At 45.6% G+C, this 17,251-nt stretch carries 10 protein-coding genes and 4 pseudogenes; 8 read left to right on the top strand and 6 right to left on the bottom strand.

Going from position 1 to position 17,251, the window contains the following annotated elements; all coding sequences use genetic code 11:
• Nucleotides 1-78 precede the first annotated feature (78 nt).
• The 4 genes from JCM16496_RS01365 to JCM16496_RS01350 form a co-directional block, all read right to left on the bottom strand.
• Nucleotides 79-453, bottom strand: a complete 375-nt coding sequence (locus tag JCM16496_RS01365) for a DNA glycosylase family protein (RefSeq protein WP_025831781.1) — start codon at nucleotides 451-453, stop codon at nucleotides 79-81.
• 20 nt (nucleotides 454-473) lie between these two features.
• Nucleotides 474-800 (bottom strand): DMT family transporter, encoded by a 327-nt coding sequence (locus tag JCM16496_RS01360; protein ID WP_025831779.1) that lies wholly within the window; start codon nucleotides 798-800, stop codon nucleotides 474-476.
• A gap of 90 nt (nucleotides 801-890) precedes the next feature.
• On the bottom strand, nucleotides 891-1,298 hold the full coding sequence (locus tag JCM16496_RS01355) for a Crp/Fnr family transcriptional regulator (RefSeq protein ID WP_244440191.1): 408 nt from the start codon (nucleotides 1,296-1,298) through the stop codon (nucleotides 891-893).
• 253 nt (nucleotides 1,299-1,551) lie between these two features.
• Nucleotides 1,552-3,033 (bottom strand): TlpA family protein disulfide reductase, encoded by a 1,482-nt coding sequence (locus JCM16496_RS01350; RefSeq protein ID WP_025831776.1) that lies wholly within the window; start codon nucleotides 3,031-3,033, stop codon nucleotides 1,552-1,554.
• A gap of 561 nt (nucleotides 3,034-3,594) precedes the next feature.
• Between JCM16496_RS01350 and JCM16496_RS01345 the strand changes: the two are divergent.
• From JCM16496_RS01345 to JCM16496_RS24515, 5 genes and pseudogenes are all read left to right on the top strand, one after another.
• Nucleotides 3,595-3,912, top strand: a pseudogene (locus JCM16496_RS01345) (site-specific integrase); the annotation flags it as partial.
• Complete coding sequence (locus JCM16496_RS01340) at nucleotides 3,905-4,105, top strand: hypothetical protein (RefSeq protein WP_025831773.1); 201 nt, start codon at nucleotides 3,905-3,907, stop codon at nucleotides 4,103-4,105. The pseudogene JCM16496_RS01345 and the gene JCM16496_RS01340, both read left to right, overlap by 8 nt.
• Before the next feature lie 161 nt (nucleotides 4,106-4,266).
• Complete coding sequence (locus tag JCM16496_RS01330; RefSeq protein ID WP_025831771.1) at nucleotides 4,267-4,851, top strand: type IV toxin-antitoxin system AbiEi family antitoxin domain-containing protein; 585 nt, start codon at nucleotides 4,267-4,269, stop codon at nucleotides 4,849-4,851.
• A complete protein-coding gene (locus tag JCM16496_RS01325) occupies nucleotides 4,848-5,717 on the top strand; it encodes a nucleotidyl transferase AbiEii/AbiGii toxin family protein (protein ID WP_025831769.1) in 870 nt (289 codons plus the stop codon). Before JCM16496_RS01330 ends, JCM16496_RS01325 begins: the two co-directional genes overlap by 4 nt.
• 5 nt (nucleotides 5,718-5,722) lie before the next feature.
• The gene (locus JCM16496_RS24515) at nucleotides 5,723-5,848 is read left to right on the top strand and encodes a hypothetical protein (RefSeq protein WP_262482737.1); all 126 of its coding nucleotides are present in this window, start codon (nucleotides 5,723-5,725) and stop codon (nucleotides 5,846-5,848) included.
• Nucleotides 5,849-6,247: 399 nt separating this feature from the next.
• Here the strand turns inward: JCM16496_RS24515 and JCM16496_RS01320 are convergent, their stop codons facing one another.
• Nucleotides 6,248-6,982, bottom strand: a complete 735-nt coding sequence (locus JCM16496_RS01320; RefSeq protein WP_025831767.1) for a carbohydrate-binding family 9-like protein — start codon at nucleotides 6,980-6,982, stop codon at nucleotides 6,248-6,250.
• The gene (locus JCM16496_RS01315; protein ID WP_025831765.1) at nucleotides 6,973-8,055 is read right to left on the bottom strand and encodes a phosphotransferase enzyme family protein; all 1,083 of its coding nucleotides are present in this window, start codon (nucleotides 8,053-8,055) and stop codon (nucleotides 6,973-6,975) included. Before JCM16496_RS01315 ends, JCM16496_RS01320 begins: the two co-directional genes overlap by 10 nt.
• Before the next feature lie 189 nt (nucleotides 8,056-8,244).
• Here JCM16496_RS01315 and JCM16496_RS01310 point away from each other — a divergent pair.
• From JCM16496_RS01310 to JCM16496_RS01300, 3 pseudogenes are all read left to right on the top strand, one after another.
• Nucleotides 8,245-12,317 (top strand): annotated as a pseudogene (locus JCM16496_RS01310) (hybrid sensor histidine kinase/response regulator transcription factor).
• Between the two features lie 129 nt (nucleotides 12,318-12,446).
• A pseudogene (locus JCM16496_RS01305) lies at nucleotides 12,447-14,004 on the top strand (sulfatase family protein).
• Nucleotides 14,005-14,174: 170 nt separating this feature from the next.
• Nucleotides 14,175-17,246 (top strand): annotated as a pseudogene (locus tag JCM16496_RS01300) (SusC/RagA family TonB-linked outer membrane protein).
• The last annotated feature ends 5 nt before the right edge of the window (nucleotides 17,247-17,251 follow it).

Below are 17,251 nucleotides of genomic sequence, written 5' to 3'. Positions count from 1 at the left end.
CGAAAAGCAGTCCGGCTGTCAGCAGCTTCATCCAATTCGCCCATCAACTTATGCACTTGAGCAGATAACCGTGCCATTTTATAACTCTTTCAATTTAGGCGATTCCGTTGCGATTAATTTTCCATCGAATGCAGTATATAGATACATAGCAGCCACGGAAGAGTATGGCGACCATTTCCGGCAACGCCGTTTGACCGCTTCCGGTTTCACATTCCGGGTACGGTAGAGCCATTTGTAAGCTGCCAAAAAGGTGGCATCCTCGTATGGAAGCACGTCGGCTACCTGGATAGAAAGCATCTGTCCTATAACCTGCTCTATGAAGAAAAGGAAATCATCCTTGAGGTCAGTATGTGAAAGCGGGCCTACCCGCTCCATCAACCAAGCCAACTTCTTATCTCTCTTTTTAAGAATAGAAACGGTCTCTTCGTACAATGGAAAGTTTTGTTCCGTCATATTATTTCATCTTTTATCATTCAGGAAGATACGACCTTTAAACCTATGATAGATACTATCAGCGTAAAGATAAAGAAAAGCCTTCCGAAACTTACGGGTTCCTTAAAAAAGAGGATGCCTATCAGAACCGTGCCGACAGCACCGATACCCGTCCAGACGGCATAAGCAGTGCCGATAGGTAAAGTCTTCAGAACCTTAGTCACAATGTACAAACTAAGTGCAATGGCACTTGCCGTGCCTATGCACCACAAACCTTTTTCAAATCCGACAGTTTTGCTCACTTTGCTCAGGCAAAAGGTAAAAACAAGCTCGATGCACCCGGATACCACTAAAAGAAACCAATTCATAACTTTAATTCTTTTTGGGGTGCAAATTTCGGCATTTGCGGTTTGTTTCTTCTTTACATGTTTTAAAAAACGATTTTACATTTGATAAATTCATTTTATCCGGGCTCTGATGCGGCTCAAATTGACTTGGGAAATACCCAAATAAGAGGCAATTATACCTAATTGTACCCGCTGTATTATGTCCGGATATTCATTTACAAGTTCCCGATACCTTTCCAATGATGTCTTGAATTGCCGTGCTATAAACAATTTTTCCGACTTAATACAAGCACATTCCGCATACCGGCGTCCCCAATTGGCTATATGTATATCGTTCTGATATAAATCCTGCAACCGCTCCAAATCAATTTCATACAAAACACAATCCTCCAATAGTTCTACTGTGGCATATTCTCCCAGACCAGCAAAAAGAGTTTGTAAAGGAAATATAAGATCTCCTTCCTGGCCGAACCTGAATGTGATTTCCTTGTCATCCTTATGTGCATATGCCCGAACGATTCCTTTTTTTATGAAATAAGACTTTGTCTCCTTCTTATTTTCCCGATGTAAATGAAATTTTTAGGTATTCCACTTCCGATACCGAAGCAACCAATGTATCGAGGGAAGTTGGGGGTAATCTGTAAATGCTATTTATTATATCATTGATATTCATTCTGTAAGATATTATATATAAAACAACTATGGGGGATAAAATTACTAAAAGCACCGTTCATGTGGAATGATGAACGGCACTTTTTTATTGTTTTTCAGTTTATTTTAAATACTTGTCTATCGTCGCTGTCACTTGTTGGTCACTTGGTCTTGGAGCATTCATTTCAACAAGATTGCCTTGTTTATCAAAAATGATATACCGGGGAATTAATTGCAACTTTAACTGTTCTACTATTTTGCTGTTCTTTGAATTTGTGATGAAGAAATTATTTGGTATTTCTGATAAGCCCTCTTGTTCTACCGCCTTCTTCCAACTACTTTCCTTATCGTTGAAAGCCAGATAGATGAATGCCACATTTTTCCCCTTGTACAATTCCCTCAGCTTTGCCGAGGGAGGCATTTCCTCTCGGCAGGGCACACACCAGCTTGCCCAGAAATCCACATAAATGACCTTTCCCCTATTCTTTTCCAGCAATATGTTCAGGCTAGCCGGCTTTCCGTGAATGTCCTTCAGCAATAACCGGCTGGCGTCGGCAGACAAGTTGTATTGGTCTCTTATCCTATTGAACAGCAGAGTGTCTTGGGTGATGTGGATATATTTATCAAGATAGCTGTTTACGTCTTGTGCCGAAAAGTTTTCACCGATTTCTTTGATGCAGCGTTCAAGCAGGACTTGTTTGGATTTTGGCTGAAATGGTTTCGGAGATAGTTCATCGAAGGTTTGACGCCAGTCTTTGCTTCCTCCCTGGGATTTGCGTATTGTCGGAATATGCTGATTGAAAAACCATAGGTAGTAGTCCAGATATTCACGGTAGGAGGGATAACGGATATATTTGTCAGATATTTCGGGCTCCATCTGGCGGTAGAAGGCGGTGTCTTCATTCAGCATTCGCCGGGATTCATATTCTTTCAGCCTGAGCAAGTATTGATAACGGTCGTATACCTCGCTTGAGATAAGTTGCTGTTCTTTAAAGGATTTGATGGTATCTATATAGTTTTCCCTGTAACTGTCGAACATGGATTGTAATGAATCCAAAGGGCAGTAATCCATCAGTAATGAAGTCCAATTATTTGCTCGTATCACGTCAATGGTTTGAGCAATCCGTACCCAGTCGCTTCCCAAACATGTTTTTGCTTCTAAACCAGAGTGTGTTCTTCCTTTCCGCAATTTATAGTTCATGTTATAGATTCTGCTATATTCGGGATGATGCTTGCTGCTTAAAATGGGGTAGCTAAGGCTATCCATGGAAATAATAACGGTATCTCCTTGTATTAATGGGTAGTAGTTGAACTCAAAATTTCCATAGTTTAGACCCAACTCCTTGAAATGTTCGGTGGAATAGATGGTTAGGGTATCGAAATCTTTACTGGGCATGTATTCCACAAGGGTTCCCATACTATCAGTATAGAGAACTTCAGGCATCGGCACGTGCCTCATTCCTCCCGGTGTCTTGTATGGTTTAGGATGGTAATGATCGAAACATACTATAATATTCTTCTCACATTTCTCATTGACGGCTTGACGCTGCTGGCAGGATGAAATGCTTATTGCCCAAAAAAGAATAATACATATATACTTCATAAGTATAGTTTTTTAATTTGTGATGATATTAAATGAAAAGTAGGAGAACTATTGGCTTTTTCATATAACTTATAGCCTGATGTACTACAAAAATAATGTTTTTATTTAGAAGATGGACATCTCAAAGTGTTTTTGTTTACGAAACCAAGTATTTTCAAAAGATGTGCAAAGATAACGCAACCATGCTAAAAATAAAATAGTTATAAGAGCCTGTTTAAATTTTGCTCTGCTTTCTTTGAGTTTATTTTCGGTTTGCTTTTCCGTTTCTATTCGTCATATAGCCCGCTATACTCCCCTTAAAAACAGAAAAACATCTGCAAAAAACTCTCAAAACAATGCAGAGCAAAATTTAAACAGGCTCTAAAACATTATTTTTAGTGAGGCGGTAAAAAGGAAGCAAAGAAAAGCACATTTGGACGGGAGTTTAGTTACCAAATCGTAACTTCCTCCAATATGCCACCAAGTACAGATTAACAGATTATCTTTCAGCATGTTGCCTACTTTTGCATAACCTCAAATAACTCAACAACAATTAAATTTGTAACTAAAACAAGTTGAGTTATGAATATTCAAGGCTGTTGCAAGAGAGAAGTGTCCCTTCCTTTGTGGGACGTGAAGGCCAACGGGCAAAAGGCAAATCCGAAGAAGCCTGTACGTTGAACCAAGAGCTTGACAACATCAAGGCGCAAATTACAAAACAATATCAGTACATTTGCGATCATAACAGTTTTGTCATCGCCAAGAAAGTCTATAACCGCTATGTCGGTTTTGAGGATGATTATCACACTCTTATGCCACTCTTCAGAGAGCAACTTGAATTGTATAGAAAAGATAGGTAAAGGAAAGGCAGAAAGCACTTACCGTAGACTGGTTGCCGATCAACCCATTCCCGAAATCAGCAGCTTTGGACGAGAACGGCAATGATACAATGGAAGAGCAGATACGGGCAAATTACCGGCAAATCAAGCAGGATATTGTGGAACTTGTAGAGAATGAACTGATACGCATTGAGAATGATCCGGCACTCAAACACCCGTTAGGCGGTAATGAAGGTGAACAGGCACAAACATAGCCGTTTTTCAGGAAAGGGCAAAAGTATGGACAGACACCCGGACAAGTCCGACCCGCCTGCCCATACTCTTGCCTATCCGGTATATTCAAAAGAAAACATGTACAAAACTACGGCACTAAAAGATAAATGCCGTATATTTGTACACATAAGACAAGAATAATATGGATGATAAATTGAGACTTCTGATAGAACAGCACGGAGGATATATCACCCGCAAGGAGATCATCGGCAACCGTTATCTGTATTACCGGCTACTGGAAGCCGTGAAATCGGGTGAGATAATCCGTCTGAAACCGGGTGTGTACTGCATAGAGGATGTAATGGCGGGAACTATGATCGACCTTGACAAAATAGTACCCGAAGGGGTGTTGTGCCTTTATTCCGCATGGGCACACTATGGACTTACCACACAGATACCGCAAGGTTTTTATGTGGCCATACCAAGAAAACGGAAAGTCATTTTGCCTGACTATCCCCCCATCATCCTTAATTATTGGGACAATTCCATCTATACCATCGGCATTAAGCGCGAACAGATAGACGGAATCGAGGTATCTATCTATGATATGGAAAAATCGGTCTGTGATGCCCTTCGTAACCGTAACAAAATCGGTATTGATGTCAGTTCCGAGATTTTGAGGAATTATCTGTCACGTAAAGAACGTAATATCACCCGGCTGACAAGTTATGCCAAGTCCATGCGGATAGCCGGAATACTTAATAACTATCTGGAAATTCAACTATGACAAAAGAAAACAAAGACTACGGTAAATCCGTAAAGGCGAAACTCCTGAATCTGTCGAAGGCGGAAGGGCTGCCTTACCAGCCATTGCTGATACGTTATGTGCAGGAACGCCTTTTATACCGGCTGGCACAGAGTAAATACAAGCATCGTTTTTATCTGAAAGGTGGCGCATTACTTTATGCCCATGAACAATTTAAAGCACGCCCGACACTGGATATAGATTTTCTGGGGCACAGCATAGCCAATGACAAAAAGATTATAGAGGAAGCTTTCTCTGAAATATGCGGCATAACCTGCGAAAAGGACGGAATCCATTTCGATACGACTACCCTCGAAACGGAAGAGATAAACGAGAACCGCATTTATAAAGGCATCCGGCTGCACGTAACAGCCCGGTTGGATACCGCTCGTCAGAAAATAGCAATGGATATCGGTTTTGGTGACATCATTACTCCCGATCCGCAGGAACTGGAATATCCCCTATTATTGGATGACCTGCCTCCCGTCAATATAATGGCCTATTCCCTCGAAACAGTAGTGGCAGAAAAATTCCAGGCTATGATTGAATTGTCCGAGAACAACAGTCGCATGAAAGATTTTTATGACCTGTATACCTTATTATATGATAAAGCGATAGACGATGTACTATTGGAGAAAGCCATTCATGCCACATTGAAGAACAGAGGAACTGTATATGAGGAGAATCATCCCTTGTTTAGTGACGATTTCTCCACGAACCCCCGGTTTCAAATGTTATGGAAAGGGTTCATGAAGAAAATAGGAAAGACGGAACCGGATTTCGAAACGATTATCCACCTGATAAAAGAAAAGCTGTTTCCCCTCTGGGAAAAATATAAGGGACAATAAGTAGCATGGCAACACACAGATCACAACTTGATAAATGGCTGACAGCCCAAAAGAGACATCACTTGTCAGACAAGCAGGTGCAAATGGCACGGGAACTCGAACTCAACAAAACACTTTGTTTCTCGGTGTGAAACTTCTAGTTTCAACAAGCAAAACATTTTGTTTCATTATAGAGAACACTTTGTTTCCCTTAACAAAACAGTTCGTTCCATTATATGAAAACAAATTGTTTTTCGTTGTTGAAACAAAGTGTTCTCTATGCTGGAACAAACTGTTCAGTGTTGTGAACTAACGGATTAAGTATATAAAGGGTATTTATTATACTGTTTCTGTAGACAATGGTCTGTCTTGTCCTATAAAAGACGGGAAGAGAGGCAGGAAGCAACCGGGTACGCCCGGAAGGGTGAGGGTAAAATTTGCCCTCACCCTTTTTATTTGCTCTCACTCACCCTTGAAAGGGCGATGAATAGGGAGTTTCAGGAAAGCGGTGATAGTGGTGAGGGCAGGTTGAGTAACTTTTTGTTCTACTACTACTCGAAATGCAGGGTACCGAAGAACTCCGGGCAATGAAAGTTCGGCTTCTCCAGACCTATCGGATTCCAGGAAAGGAAATGGGGAGTCTGGAGCTTGTCGCCGCATTTATAGAAATTGGCACGGAGCGTCTTTCCATCCAGCGAAGTAATGTCATGCAGGAAGAAAGCGGAATAAGGAATGACCAGGGCCACTTCCCAGGCACACTCACCTACTCTTTCTTCGAAAGCCTCACGTCCCAAAGAAGCCCAACGCTGTACTTTATCGAGCACCTCTTGCGGGGCATGCTGGCGGTTTCCACGTCCGGCACCGGCACCGATAAGCAGAGTTCCGGCACAATTACACTCCATATTGTAGTACACTCCGTCACCGGCAGGCACAGAGAAGAACTCTACACACGCATCTTCCCAGACCGGACCGTTATCGTGGCCTGCAACTGCGCGTACACTCGCTTCCCTTACCTTGAAATGCAGCAGAATGGCATCTTCCGTATGCGCTATGCGGAACTCCACATCGGGAGTATAAGGAAAAGCAGCCCAATTCACTGTGTTTACGGGCTGAAACGCCACCTTCTCTTCATCCAGAAGAGCCGGAACCGACTCTACCGGTATATTGGCCACACTTACTTTCTTTACATTCAATTCTTTCATTTTACTATTTTGGGGATTAATTGCAGACAGCGGCAGCATGCAAAGAGCTGCCGCTATCGTCATTAAATACTTTTTCAGATACATGAGTCAATGAATTTTTTCATCTCCGGTGTATGCTCCTCCACGCTCTGCAACAGTTTGAACTGAGCCTTGGTACGCACAAGATTGTGCTCCGGATACTGGATTTTATAATAAGTATCACCGTTGATATAATCTGCCAGGAAGCGTACGCACTGCATGTATGGGAACAAGGCAGCCGCATAAGGCAGATTCTCAATCTCTATCGGCAACAAGAAGGATTTGCCCGATTCCAGATAACCCTTGGTAAATGCCTGGAATATTTCCATATTGAAGTTCACATTATCCAGATTCTTGTCATCTTCCAACCCCGTGTTGGCACCAGAGCGAAGGAAATCGCCATAATCGGAGAAGATGAAGCTGGGCATCACCGTATCCAGGTCGATAACACAAAGCACCGTACCGTCTTCGTCGAACATCATGTTGTTCACTTTCGTATCACAGTGGCATACCCGTTTGGGCAGTTTGCCTTCACGGTACAAGCGTTCTGCCTTGCACATTTCATCGGCACGTTTCTCTATCTCATCCAGGAAGTACCGCACCTCCTGCACACGTCCCGCCGCATCGGCAGCCACAGCGTCACGGAGTTGCTTCAGGCGGAACTCCATGTTGTGGAAATCGGGAATTGTCTCGCCCAATGTATCTGGAATATCGGCAAGCATAGCCTGGAAATTACCGAAGGCAGCTCCCGCATAATAGGAATATTCGGGGTTCACCGTTTCGTAAGTCTTGGCACGGGGAATAAAAGTCATGATACGCCAGTAGTTCTCACCGTCATACCAATAGGTTTTCCCTTCGGCCGTGGGGATAAAATGAAGCACTTTACGCTCGACATCGGCCTCTCCTTTTTCTTCCAGCTTCTTACGGATATGCCCGGTCACAGCCTCGATATTAGACTGTAACATCTCTACATTCTGGAAAATGGCATGATTGATACGTTGCAGAACATAGTCCGGCGCACCGGCCTCAACGGTGGTCACTTTGTACGTATCGTTAATCAGGCCTGAGCCTAAAGGCTTGATTTCACGAACCGTACCCTGCATTTGAAAATGAGATACAATAGATAAAAGGTCTTTCATGATAATTAATGAATTAATTTGTTTACAAAGATACGCCGATTGCCTTGTATCAAAAGGCAAGTATCGTTCGGCGCGCTTCCAAAATTATACATTTATCCAAACATAACCGCAAAAACCGCCTAATAAATAAGAAGTCTTGTACAAAATATACCTATATTTGTAACTGAAACCTTAAAAACTACCCGAAAAGTGCGAACGTTTATCATCCGGTTGCTTCTTGTTTCAGTAAGCATGATTGCTGTAACCCTGCAGGCGCAGAACATCACCTTCAACCATCTGACGACCGACGACGGTCTGTCACAATTCTCCGTGAACAGCCTTTACATCGATGAAAACGGTGTCTTATGGATTGGAACCCGAGAAGGCTTGAACCGTTATGACGGAGAAGACATACAAACCTATAAGCTGCAGAAGAACGACCCTTACAGCCTTTTCTGTAATACCGTGCTGCGCATGGCCGGCAACCGTAACGGAAAAATCTACCTGCTCTGTACGGAAGGAGTAGCCGAGTTCAATCTCGCCACCCAAAGATTCACCACCCTGCTGCAAGGAAATGTGCACAGCATATATTACAAAGAGGCCCTTTTCATCGGAAAACAGAATGAAATCTACCGCTATAACGAGCAGACCGGAAACTTTGACCTCTATTACCAGCTTCCCGGAAAGAATCTGGAAATCTGCTGTATGCATCTGGACAACGGACAAATGTGGATTGGAACGACCACCGACGGAGCGTACCGCCTGCAACTGGACAAGAACGAGCTGACCCACCCCATCCAGAAAGGCAACATCACCAGCATATACCAAGACAGCGAAGGCGAGTTATGGATTGGCAGCTGGGAAGAAGGACTGCACCATGTAAAGACCGACGGAACTATCGAAATCTTTGAATACGACGCAAAGAACCCGTACAGTATCTCTTCCAACTTCGTGAGAGCCTGCTGTGAAGACAATCTGGGAAACATCTGGATTGGGACATTCAACGGGTTGAACCGGTATGACAAAAGTACGGGACTCTTCCAGAACCACACTGCCAGTGATGCCCAGAGCGACGGACTGACACACTCTTCCATCTGGTGCATCGTAAAGGACAACCAGGGAACGCTGTGGCTGGGAACCTACTTTGGCGGTGTCAATTATTTCAACCCCGAGTACGAGATATACAGCCGCTATATGTATTCGCCCATCGAAAAGAAGGGGCTGAGCAATCCGGTTGTAGGCCGCACCATCGAAGACAAGGACGGCAATCTGTGGATTGGCACCGAAGGGGGCGGACTGAACTATTACAACCGCCGTACCCGTGAATTCAAATGGTTCCGCCCGGGAAGCGGTTCCAACAGTATTTCCCATAACAACATCAAGGCTCTCTATTATGATGCCTCCAAAGACATCATCTGGATAGGAACCCATCTGGGCGGACTGAACAGACTGGACATACACTCAGGCCGATTCACACACTACCGCATGGAAGCAGACAATCCGGAAACCCTGCCTTCCGACATCATCCGCGACATCGTGCCTTATCAGCACCAGCTGGTAGTGGCCACACAAAACGGAATCTGCCTCTTCGACCCTGCCAACGGGAAATGCCAACAACTGTTCCAGGACAGCAAAGAAGGCAAAAGAATCAAGATGGTGGCAGATGTCACTTTCGACAGCAACGGTACGCTCTGGATTGCAGCCACGGGCGAAGGTGTGTTCAGCTACCGTTTCGATACCGGCAAACTGACCAACTACCGCCATGATACTGCCGACCCACACAGCATCAGCAACAACAATGTAAACAACATTACCCAAGACAGCAAAGGCAATCTGTGGTTCGCCACTTCGGGCAGCGGACTGGACTTATACCGCCCTGCCAGCAACGACTTCGAGAACTTTGACCAAGCGAAGAACGGCCTTTCCAGCGACTGCATCTACGAGACGCAGGAATCCCCCACCAGCGGCAAACTGCTGCTCATCACCAACGAAGGCTTCTCCATCTTCGACTACCGGCAAAAGGCATTCCTGAACTACAGTGCCGAAAACGGTTTCCCAATGACTGCCGTCAATGAGAATGCCCTTTGCGTGACCCGTGACGGAGAAATATTCCTGGGAGGCACGCAGGGAATGATTTCTTTCCACGAAATGGAGTTGAACTTCACGCCGAAACCCTACAAAATCATCCTCTCCCGCCTCTTCGTGAACGGAACGGAAATACAAGTGGGAGATGAGACCGGTATCCTGCAGCAAGCCTTGTACTGCACCCCCGAGATTACACTCAACGCCGAACAGTCCATGTTCAGCATAGAGTTCGCCACTTCCAACTATGTAGCCGCCAACAAAGACGACATCATCTATAAGCTGGAAGCTTCTCCAACGACTGGAACAGTGCCCGTGGATTGCGCAACATCACCTACACCAATCTGAACGCCGGAACCTACAACCTGATTATAAAGCCCAATGGAAAAGACGAGAGCCTTTGTCCGCAAGTCCACCTCACCATACACGTGTTGCCTCCCTACTACAAGACTCCCCTTGCCTATCTTATCTACCTGATAGTGACGGGAATCCTGCTCTGGTATCTGGTGCGCACCTACAAGTCGAGAATCAAGCTGCGTGAATCACTGAAGTACGAACAGAAGCACATCCGTGATGTAGAGGCTCTGAACCAGTCAAAGCTACGTTTCTTCACCAACATCTCCCATGAATTCCGTACCCCGCTGACGCTCATCGTGGCACAAGTGGAAACGCTGATGCAACTCCAGAACTTCACGCCTGCCATATATAATAAGGTATTGAGCATTTACAAGAACAGCATCCAGCTACGGGAACTCATCACCGAGCTGCTCGACTTCCGCAAGCAGGAACAAGGGCACATGAAGATAAAGGTAAGTCCGCACAACATCGTGAACTTCCTATACGAAAACTATCTGCTTTTCCTGGAATATGCCAGCACCAAACAAATCAGCCTCTACTTCGAGAAGGAAACCGACAGCCTCGAAGTGTGGTATGACCAAAAACAGATGCAGAAAGTGATAAACAACCTGCTGTCCAACGCCATCAAGCATACCAAGTCAGAAGACAGTATCACCCTCAGCATCAAGACCGAAGGCAACAATGCCGTCATCCGCGTGACCGATACCGGCAGTGGCATAGATGCCCGGGAAGTGGACAAGATATTCGACCGCTTCTACCAAATAGACCAGATGGACTCTACGGATGCAAGCAAGACGGGTACGGGCATCGGCCTGGCATTGACGAAGGGTATCGTGGAACTCCATCACGGCACCATCCGTGTGGAAAGCGAACTGGGCAAAGGCACCAGCTTCATCGTAAACCTGCAATTGGGGAACGCGCTGTTCAGCGAAGAGCAAATAAATAAGAATGCAGACAGCGTGCAACAGATAGAGATTCCCAAACCGGAAAACGATGCCTTGCTCAAGGCAGAGCTGGAAGAGAATGCTCCCATCAAACGGCTCCCGGATGCAAAAATCCTGATAGTGGAAGACAACGACTCCATCCGTGACATGCTGGCAGGTATCTTCAAGCCCTTCTACGAAGTGCTGACTGCGGTCGACGGAGCGGAAGGACTTGCACTGGTACGCAGCGAAATGCCCAATATCGTAGTCAGCGATGTAGTAATGCCCAACATGTCGGGAACGGAACTGTGCAAACAGATAAAGAGTGACTTCAACACCTGCCACATTCCCGTGGTACTGCTCACGGCACGTACTGCCATCGAACAGAACATCGAGGGACTGCGCATCGGTGCGGACGATTATATCACCAAGCCGTTCAACACCAATCTATTGATTTCGCGCTGCAACAACCTCGTAAACTCGCGCATCCTTCTGCAGGAAAAGTTCAGCAAGCAGCCGCAAGCCTTCGCACAGATGCTTGCCACCAACCCCATAGACAAGGAGATTCTGGACCGCGCCATGGCAGTCATCGAGCAACATCTGGACGATACGGAGTTCAACGTCAACGTCTTTGCCCGTGAAATGGCAATGGCACGCACCAATCTGTTCACCAAACTGAAGGCCATCACCGGACAAACTCCGAACGACTTTATCCTGACCATCCGTCTGAAGAAAGGCGCTCTGATGCTGCGCAACAATCCGGAACTGAATATCACTGAAATTGCAGACCGGATAGGTTTCAGTTCTTCACGCTATTTCTCCAAATGCTTCAAGGACATTTACCACGTCAGCCCGCTGGCCTACCGCAAAGGAGAGAATGGAGGAGAGGAAAGTACGGAAGACAGTGAAGAGACATCTTAATATTGTACATCAAGCCATCGCACGATACGGTTTGTACTTTTTCTCCCTTCCCTTGTACTTCCTTATACACCCAATTCCACAAAACCTCTTACCTTTGACCTCAGAATTAAAATCTAAAGTCAAAGAACTATGAAGCATTTTTCCCCCTTGTGGTCTCTGATTCCCGGTGCAGCTGATAGCGGGATGCGGAAGCCAATCTAAAGGCAATACTCCGGAGCGCTCTCCGCAGAAGCCCAATGTAGTATATCTGATTGCCGATGACCTGGGCATCGGCGACCTGAGTTGTTACGGTGCCTCCAAAGTAAGCACTCCCAACATCGACCGCCTTGCCGGACAAGGCATGCAGTTTACCAACGCTTATGCCACTTCTTCCACCAGCACCCCTTCCCGCTTCGGCCTGCTGACAGGCATGTATCCCTGGCGACAGAAGAATACCGGCATTGCTCCGGGCAATTCCGAACTCATCATCGATACCGCCTGCGTCACTATGGCCGATATGTTCAAGGAAGAAGGCTACGCCACTGCAGCAGTGGGCAAGTGGCACCTCGGCCTGGGTCCTAAAGGCGGTACAGACTTCAACCGCTCCATCAAACCGAACACCCAAGACATCGGCTTCGACTATGAATACATCATCCCCGCTACCGTCGACCGCGTTCCCTGCGTCTTTGTAGAGAACGGACATGTAGTGGGCCTCGACCCCAACGACCCTATCACCGTGAGCTACGACCACAAGGTCGGTGACTGGCCTACCGGTCTCGAAAACCCCGAACTCGTCAAGATGAAACCCAGCCAGGGACACAATAATACCATCATCAACGGTATCCCCCGTATCGGCTGGATGACCGGCGGTAAATCCGCCCTTTGGACAGACGAAGACATTGCCGACGTGATTACAGACAAGGCCAAGAACTTCATCACAGCCCATAAAGACGAACCTTTCTTCCTTTATATGGGTACGCAAGATGTACATGTTCCCCGCGTGCCACATCCACGTTTCGCCGGCAAGAGCGGTTTGGGCGTACGTGGCGACGTCATCCTTCAGCTGGACTGGACCGTGGGTGAAATCATGCACACCCTGGACAGCCTCGGCATTGCCGACAACACCATTTTCGTCTTCTGCAGCGACAATGGTCCCGTCATAGACGACGGCTACCAAGACCAGGCACGCGAACTGCTGAACGGCCATACTCCCATGAAGCACTACCGTGGTGGGAAATACAGCGCTTTCGATGCCGGTACCCGCATTCCCTTCATTGTACGCTGGCCCAATGGCATCAAACCCGGCAAACAACAAGCCCTCTTCTCCATGATTGATGTATACGCTTCATTCGCCGCCCTGCTGAACCATCCGCTGGAAGCAGGCATCGCTCCCGACAGCCGCGACCAGCTCAACAACTTCCTGGGAACCGATACTGCCGGATGTGACTACATCGTACAACAGAATCTGGACAATACACTCTCCATTATCCAAGGAGACTGGAAATACATAGAGCCCAGCGACAAGCCGGCACTGGAGTATTGGACAAAAATAGAAATGGGAAACGCCCCGCAACCTCAACTGTACAATCTTTCCATTGACCCGTCCGAGAAAGACAATGTGGCAGAAGCCCATCCGGACAAGGTAAAAACGCTCTCTGCCCTACTGGAAGAGGTGAAGGAAGCAAAGAATCAAAGTGAAAGAGAATAAAAATACAAGAGTGGTATAGTTCGCAAGTTTTGTACGAATTCGTACTTTTTGCGAACTATTAACTAATGCATTTGTATATTCCATCTCCTACATTTGCGATGTGATTCAACTCTAAAGTGAGTACAAAACGAAGAAACAACCTTTATTAATAACTAATTAAATTAATATTTATGAAACAGGAATCCAGCTTTTTTAAAGCATTAGGTATTATGTTGCTTTCTGTCCTATTTGCCACGCAGGCCATTGCACAGAATCTCACAGTAACAGGTACAGTAACTGACAACTTAGGTCCGGTGATTGGTGCTTCTATCCAGGTGGAAGGAACAAGTAACGGATGTATCACAGACATTGACGGAAACTACACCCTTCCCAATGTTCCTGCAAACGCAACTCTCGTATTCTCCTATATCGGATATCAGACACAAAAGATTGCCGTAGGCGGAAAGACCAAAATCGACGTAAAACTGGCAGAGGACAGCCAATTGCTGCAGGAAGTTGTCGTAGTGGGTTATGGCGTTCAACGTAAGAGTGACCTGACCGGTGCGGTTGCTTCTGTAAAAGCAGCAGATGCATTGAAAAACACCCCGACCGGTAATGTATCCGATGCATTGCAGGGACGTATGGCCGGTGTATCAGTTCTCTCCGGTTCCGGTAATCCTACTGAAGACAATACCATCCGCGTACGTGGTATCAACTCTATCACAGCAGAAACCGGTCCTTTGGTTGTTATCGACGGGTTCATCGGTGGTTCCCTTCAGTCATTGAATCCTTCCGATATCCAATCTATCGAAGTATTGAAAGACGCATCCGCAACAGCTGTTTACGGTTCTCGCGGTGCAAACGGTGTAATCTTGGTTACTACCAAGAATCCCTCCAAGGACAAATTGACCGTATCTTTCAACGCATTTGCCAACATCAAGACTGTAGCCAAGTATGCTGATAATCTTTCTCCGTATGAATATGCCAACCTGGTTAATGACTATGGTAAGGAATATTTCGGTTATGAAGATAATCACTTTTACAACGCAGAACAATTGGCTGCTTTCAAGAATGGTACGGCAGGATATGATTACTCCAGAGAAATCTTCCGCACTGCTCTTACTCAGAACTATGAACTCTCTATCGCAGGTGGCGGTGAAAAGACTACTTTTCTTGCCTCTTTGCGCTATCAAGACAATGAAGGTATCATTAAAGAATCAGACAGCAGCATCTACAACTGGCGTTTGAAAGTAGATACCAAGATAAAGAAATGGCTGAAAGCCGGTTTGAACCTTTATGGATTCTATAAAGAAAATACAGCTCCGCGCATCAGCCAATACGACGGTCTGATTCAACAAGCCATGTATTTCCCCAGCACGATTGCCCCTAAAAACGAAGACGGTGACTACAACAACTCGTTCTTCGAAGGCTCAGCCACTTACAATCCGATGGGACACATCTGGGAATCCAGCAATTCCAATAAGACACTGAGCAACAAAATCCAAGGATATGTCCAGTTCGACATCATGGATGGTCTGAGTTTCCGTTCACAAATGGGCGTTGTATTCGATAACAGATTGAATACTTCCGTTCAAAATGAGAAAAGCTACAGTGCATTCAAGAACGGCTTGACACAAGGTCAGGCACGTAGCTACTGGAACAATTCTTGGCTGAATACCAATACGCTGAGCTATGTAAAAGAGTTCAACAAGAACCACCGTATCAATGCAACAGCCGTGTTCGAGCAATCTTATGACAATAACTACAACCATGTCAGCACTGCCTACAATTTGAACTACATCGACAGAATCGGTGAAAACAATTTAGGATGGTCTGATGCTTCTCTTTCAGAGATTGGTTCTGAACGCATCATCAACACATTGATGTCCGGTATGTTGCGTGTCAACTATGTATTCATGAACCGCTATATGGTTACAGCCTCCATCCGTGCCGATGGTTCTTCACGCCTGGCAGATAAATGGAGCTATTTCCCCTCAGCAGCTTTGGCTTGGGACATCAAACAAGAAGAATTCTTGAAAGACAACAGCCTTATCGACCAACTGAAACTTCGCGTAGGTTATGGTTCTGTAGGTAACCAAGCTGTTGGAGCATACCGTATCTACTCACAGCTGATTCCGGTAAGAAACAGTGATGGTACAACCTCTTACAAAGTAGGTCGCCCGGCTGCCCCCTATCTGAAATGGGAACGCAATGACCAGACAAATATCGGTATCGACTTGGGACTTTTCAACGGACGTCTTCGCCTGACAGCCGATTGGTATAACAAACTTTCTAAAGACATCTTGCTGGAATTGGCACAACCGGCACATATGGGTTATCCTTCATTATTGATGAACGCAGGTGAGATTAAGAATACCGGTGTTGAATTCACCATCAGCGCAGACCCCGTTACCGGAAAAGATTTCAACTGGCACACCGACCTCACATTGTCACACAACAAAGGTACCTACAAGAAGATACCGACTCCCAATCATCGCCAACAACAAGCCGGTAATTATCAAAATGAATTGTTCCAGATGATTGAAGGCGAAAAGCTGGGAACATTCTGGGGATTTACTTTCGATGGTGTCTGGCAAGAAGATGAAGTAAACGCTCCCTTTATCGATGCCAATGGCAATGCTACCGGAGAAACCAACGGAAAAGTATATGGCGTGAAGCCGGTAACTCAAAATACAGAGACACGAATAAAGACGGTGTCATCAATTCCGAAGACCAAGGAATCATCGGCTGCGGACAGCGACATTCAACTGGGGTTGGAATAACACTTTCAACTACAAAAATTTCGACTTCTCATTCTTTATGGTAGGCTTCCACGGATTCGATATCTACAATGCTACTCACCAGATGGGATTCAACATAGTTAACGGTCAAAACATGGCCGCTGTTACTCCCATGCGTGATTTCTTGAACCGCTGGACACCGACCAATACCAATACGGATGTTCCCGGTTTTGTTAATGGAGGTAAAGAAGATAAAATCTTCAGCAGCCGTTTCGTAGAAAACGGAAGTTTCATTAAGATGAAGAGCATCACATTAGGTTATACGTTGCCCGAATTGGCATGCAAGTCACTTGGTATCACCAACCTGCGTGTATATGCTTCTATCCAAAACCCCTTCCACATCACTAGCTATTCAGGTCTGGATCCCGAAGCAACTATGGCAGTCCGTTGACACAGGGTGTAGATTGGGGAGCATATCCTAACAGCCGCAATTACATGATTGGTTTAAACTTTGCATTTTAATGATT

The organism is Bacteroides rodentium JCM 16496, from assembly GCF_000614125.1.
Lineage (GTDB): Bacteria > Bacteroidota > Bacteroidia > Bacteroidales > Bacteroidaceae > Bacteroides > Bacteroides rodentium.
Note: the sequence above shows the minus strand (reverse complement) of the source record. Positions and strands in the feature narration are given on the sequence as shown.

Excerpts from the sequence above, each read along its gene's own strand:
- JCM16496_RS01325 (WP_025831769.1), top strand. The coding sequence starts at position 4,848 with ATGACAAAAGAAAACAAAGACTACGGTAAATCCGTAAAGGCGAAACTC.
- JCM16496_RS01365 (WP_025831781.1), bottom strand. The coding sequence starts at position 453 with ATGACGGAACAAAACTTTCCATTGTACGAAGAGACCGTTTCTATTCTT.
- JCM16496_RS01360 (WP_025831779.1), bottom strand. The coding sequence starts at position 800 with ATGAATTGGTTTCTTTTAGTGGTATCCGGGTGCATCGAGCTTGTTTTT.
- JCM16496_RS24515 (WP_262482737.1), top strand. The coding sequence starts at position 5,723 with ATGGCAACACACAGATCACAACTTGATAAATGGCTGACAGCCCAAAAG.
- JCM16496_RS01350 (WP_025831776.1), bottom strand. The coding sequence starts at position 3,033 with ATGAAGTATATATGTATTATTCTTTTTTGGGCAATAAGCATTTCATCC.
- JCM16496_RS01320 (WP_025831767.1), bottom strand. The coding sequence starts at position 6,982 with ATGTATCTGAAAAAGTATTTAATGACGATAGCGGCAGCTCTTTGCATG.
- JCM16496_RS01330 (WP_025831771.1), top strand. The coding sequence starts at position 4,267 with ATGGATGATAAATTGAGACTTCTGATAGAACAGCACGGAGGATATATC.
- JCM16496_RS01315 (WP_025831765.1), bottom strand. The coding sequence starts at position 8,055 with ATGAAAGACCTTTTATCTATTGTATCTCATTTTCAAATGCAGGGTACG.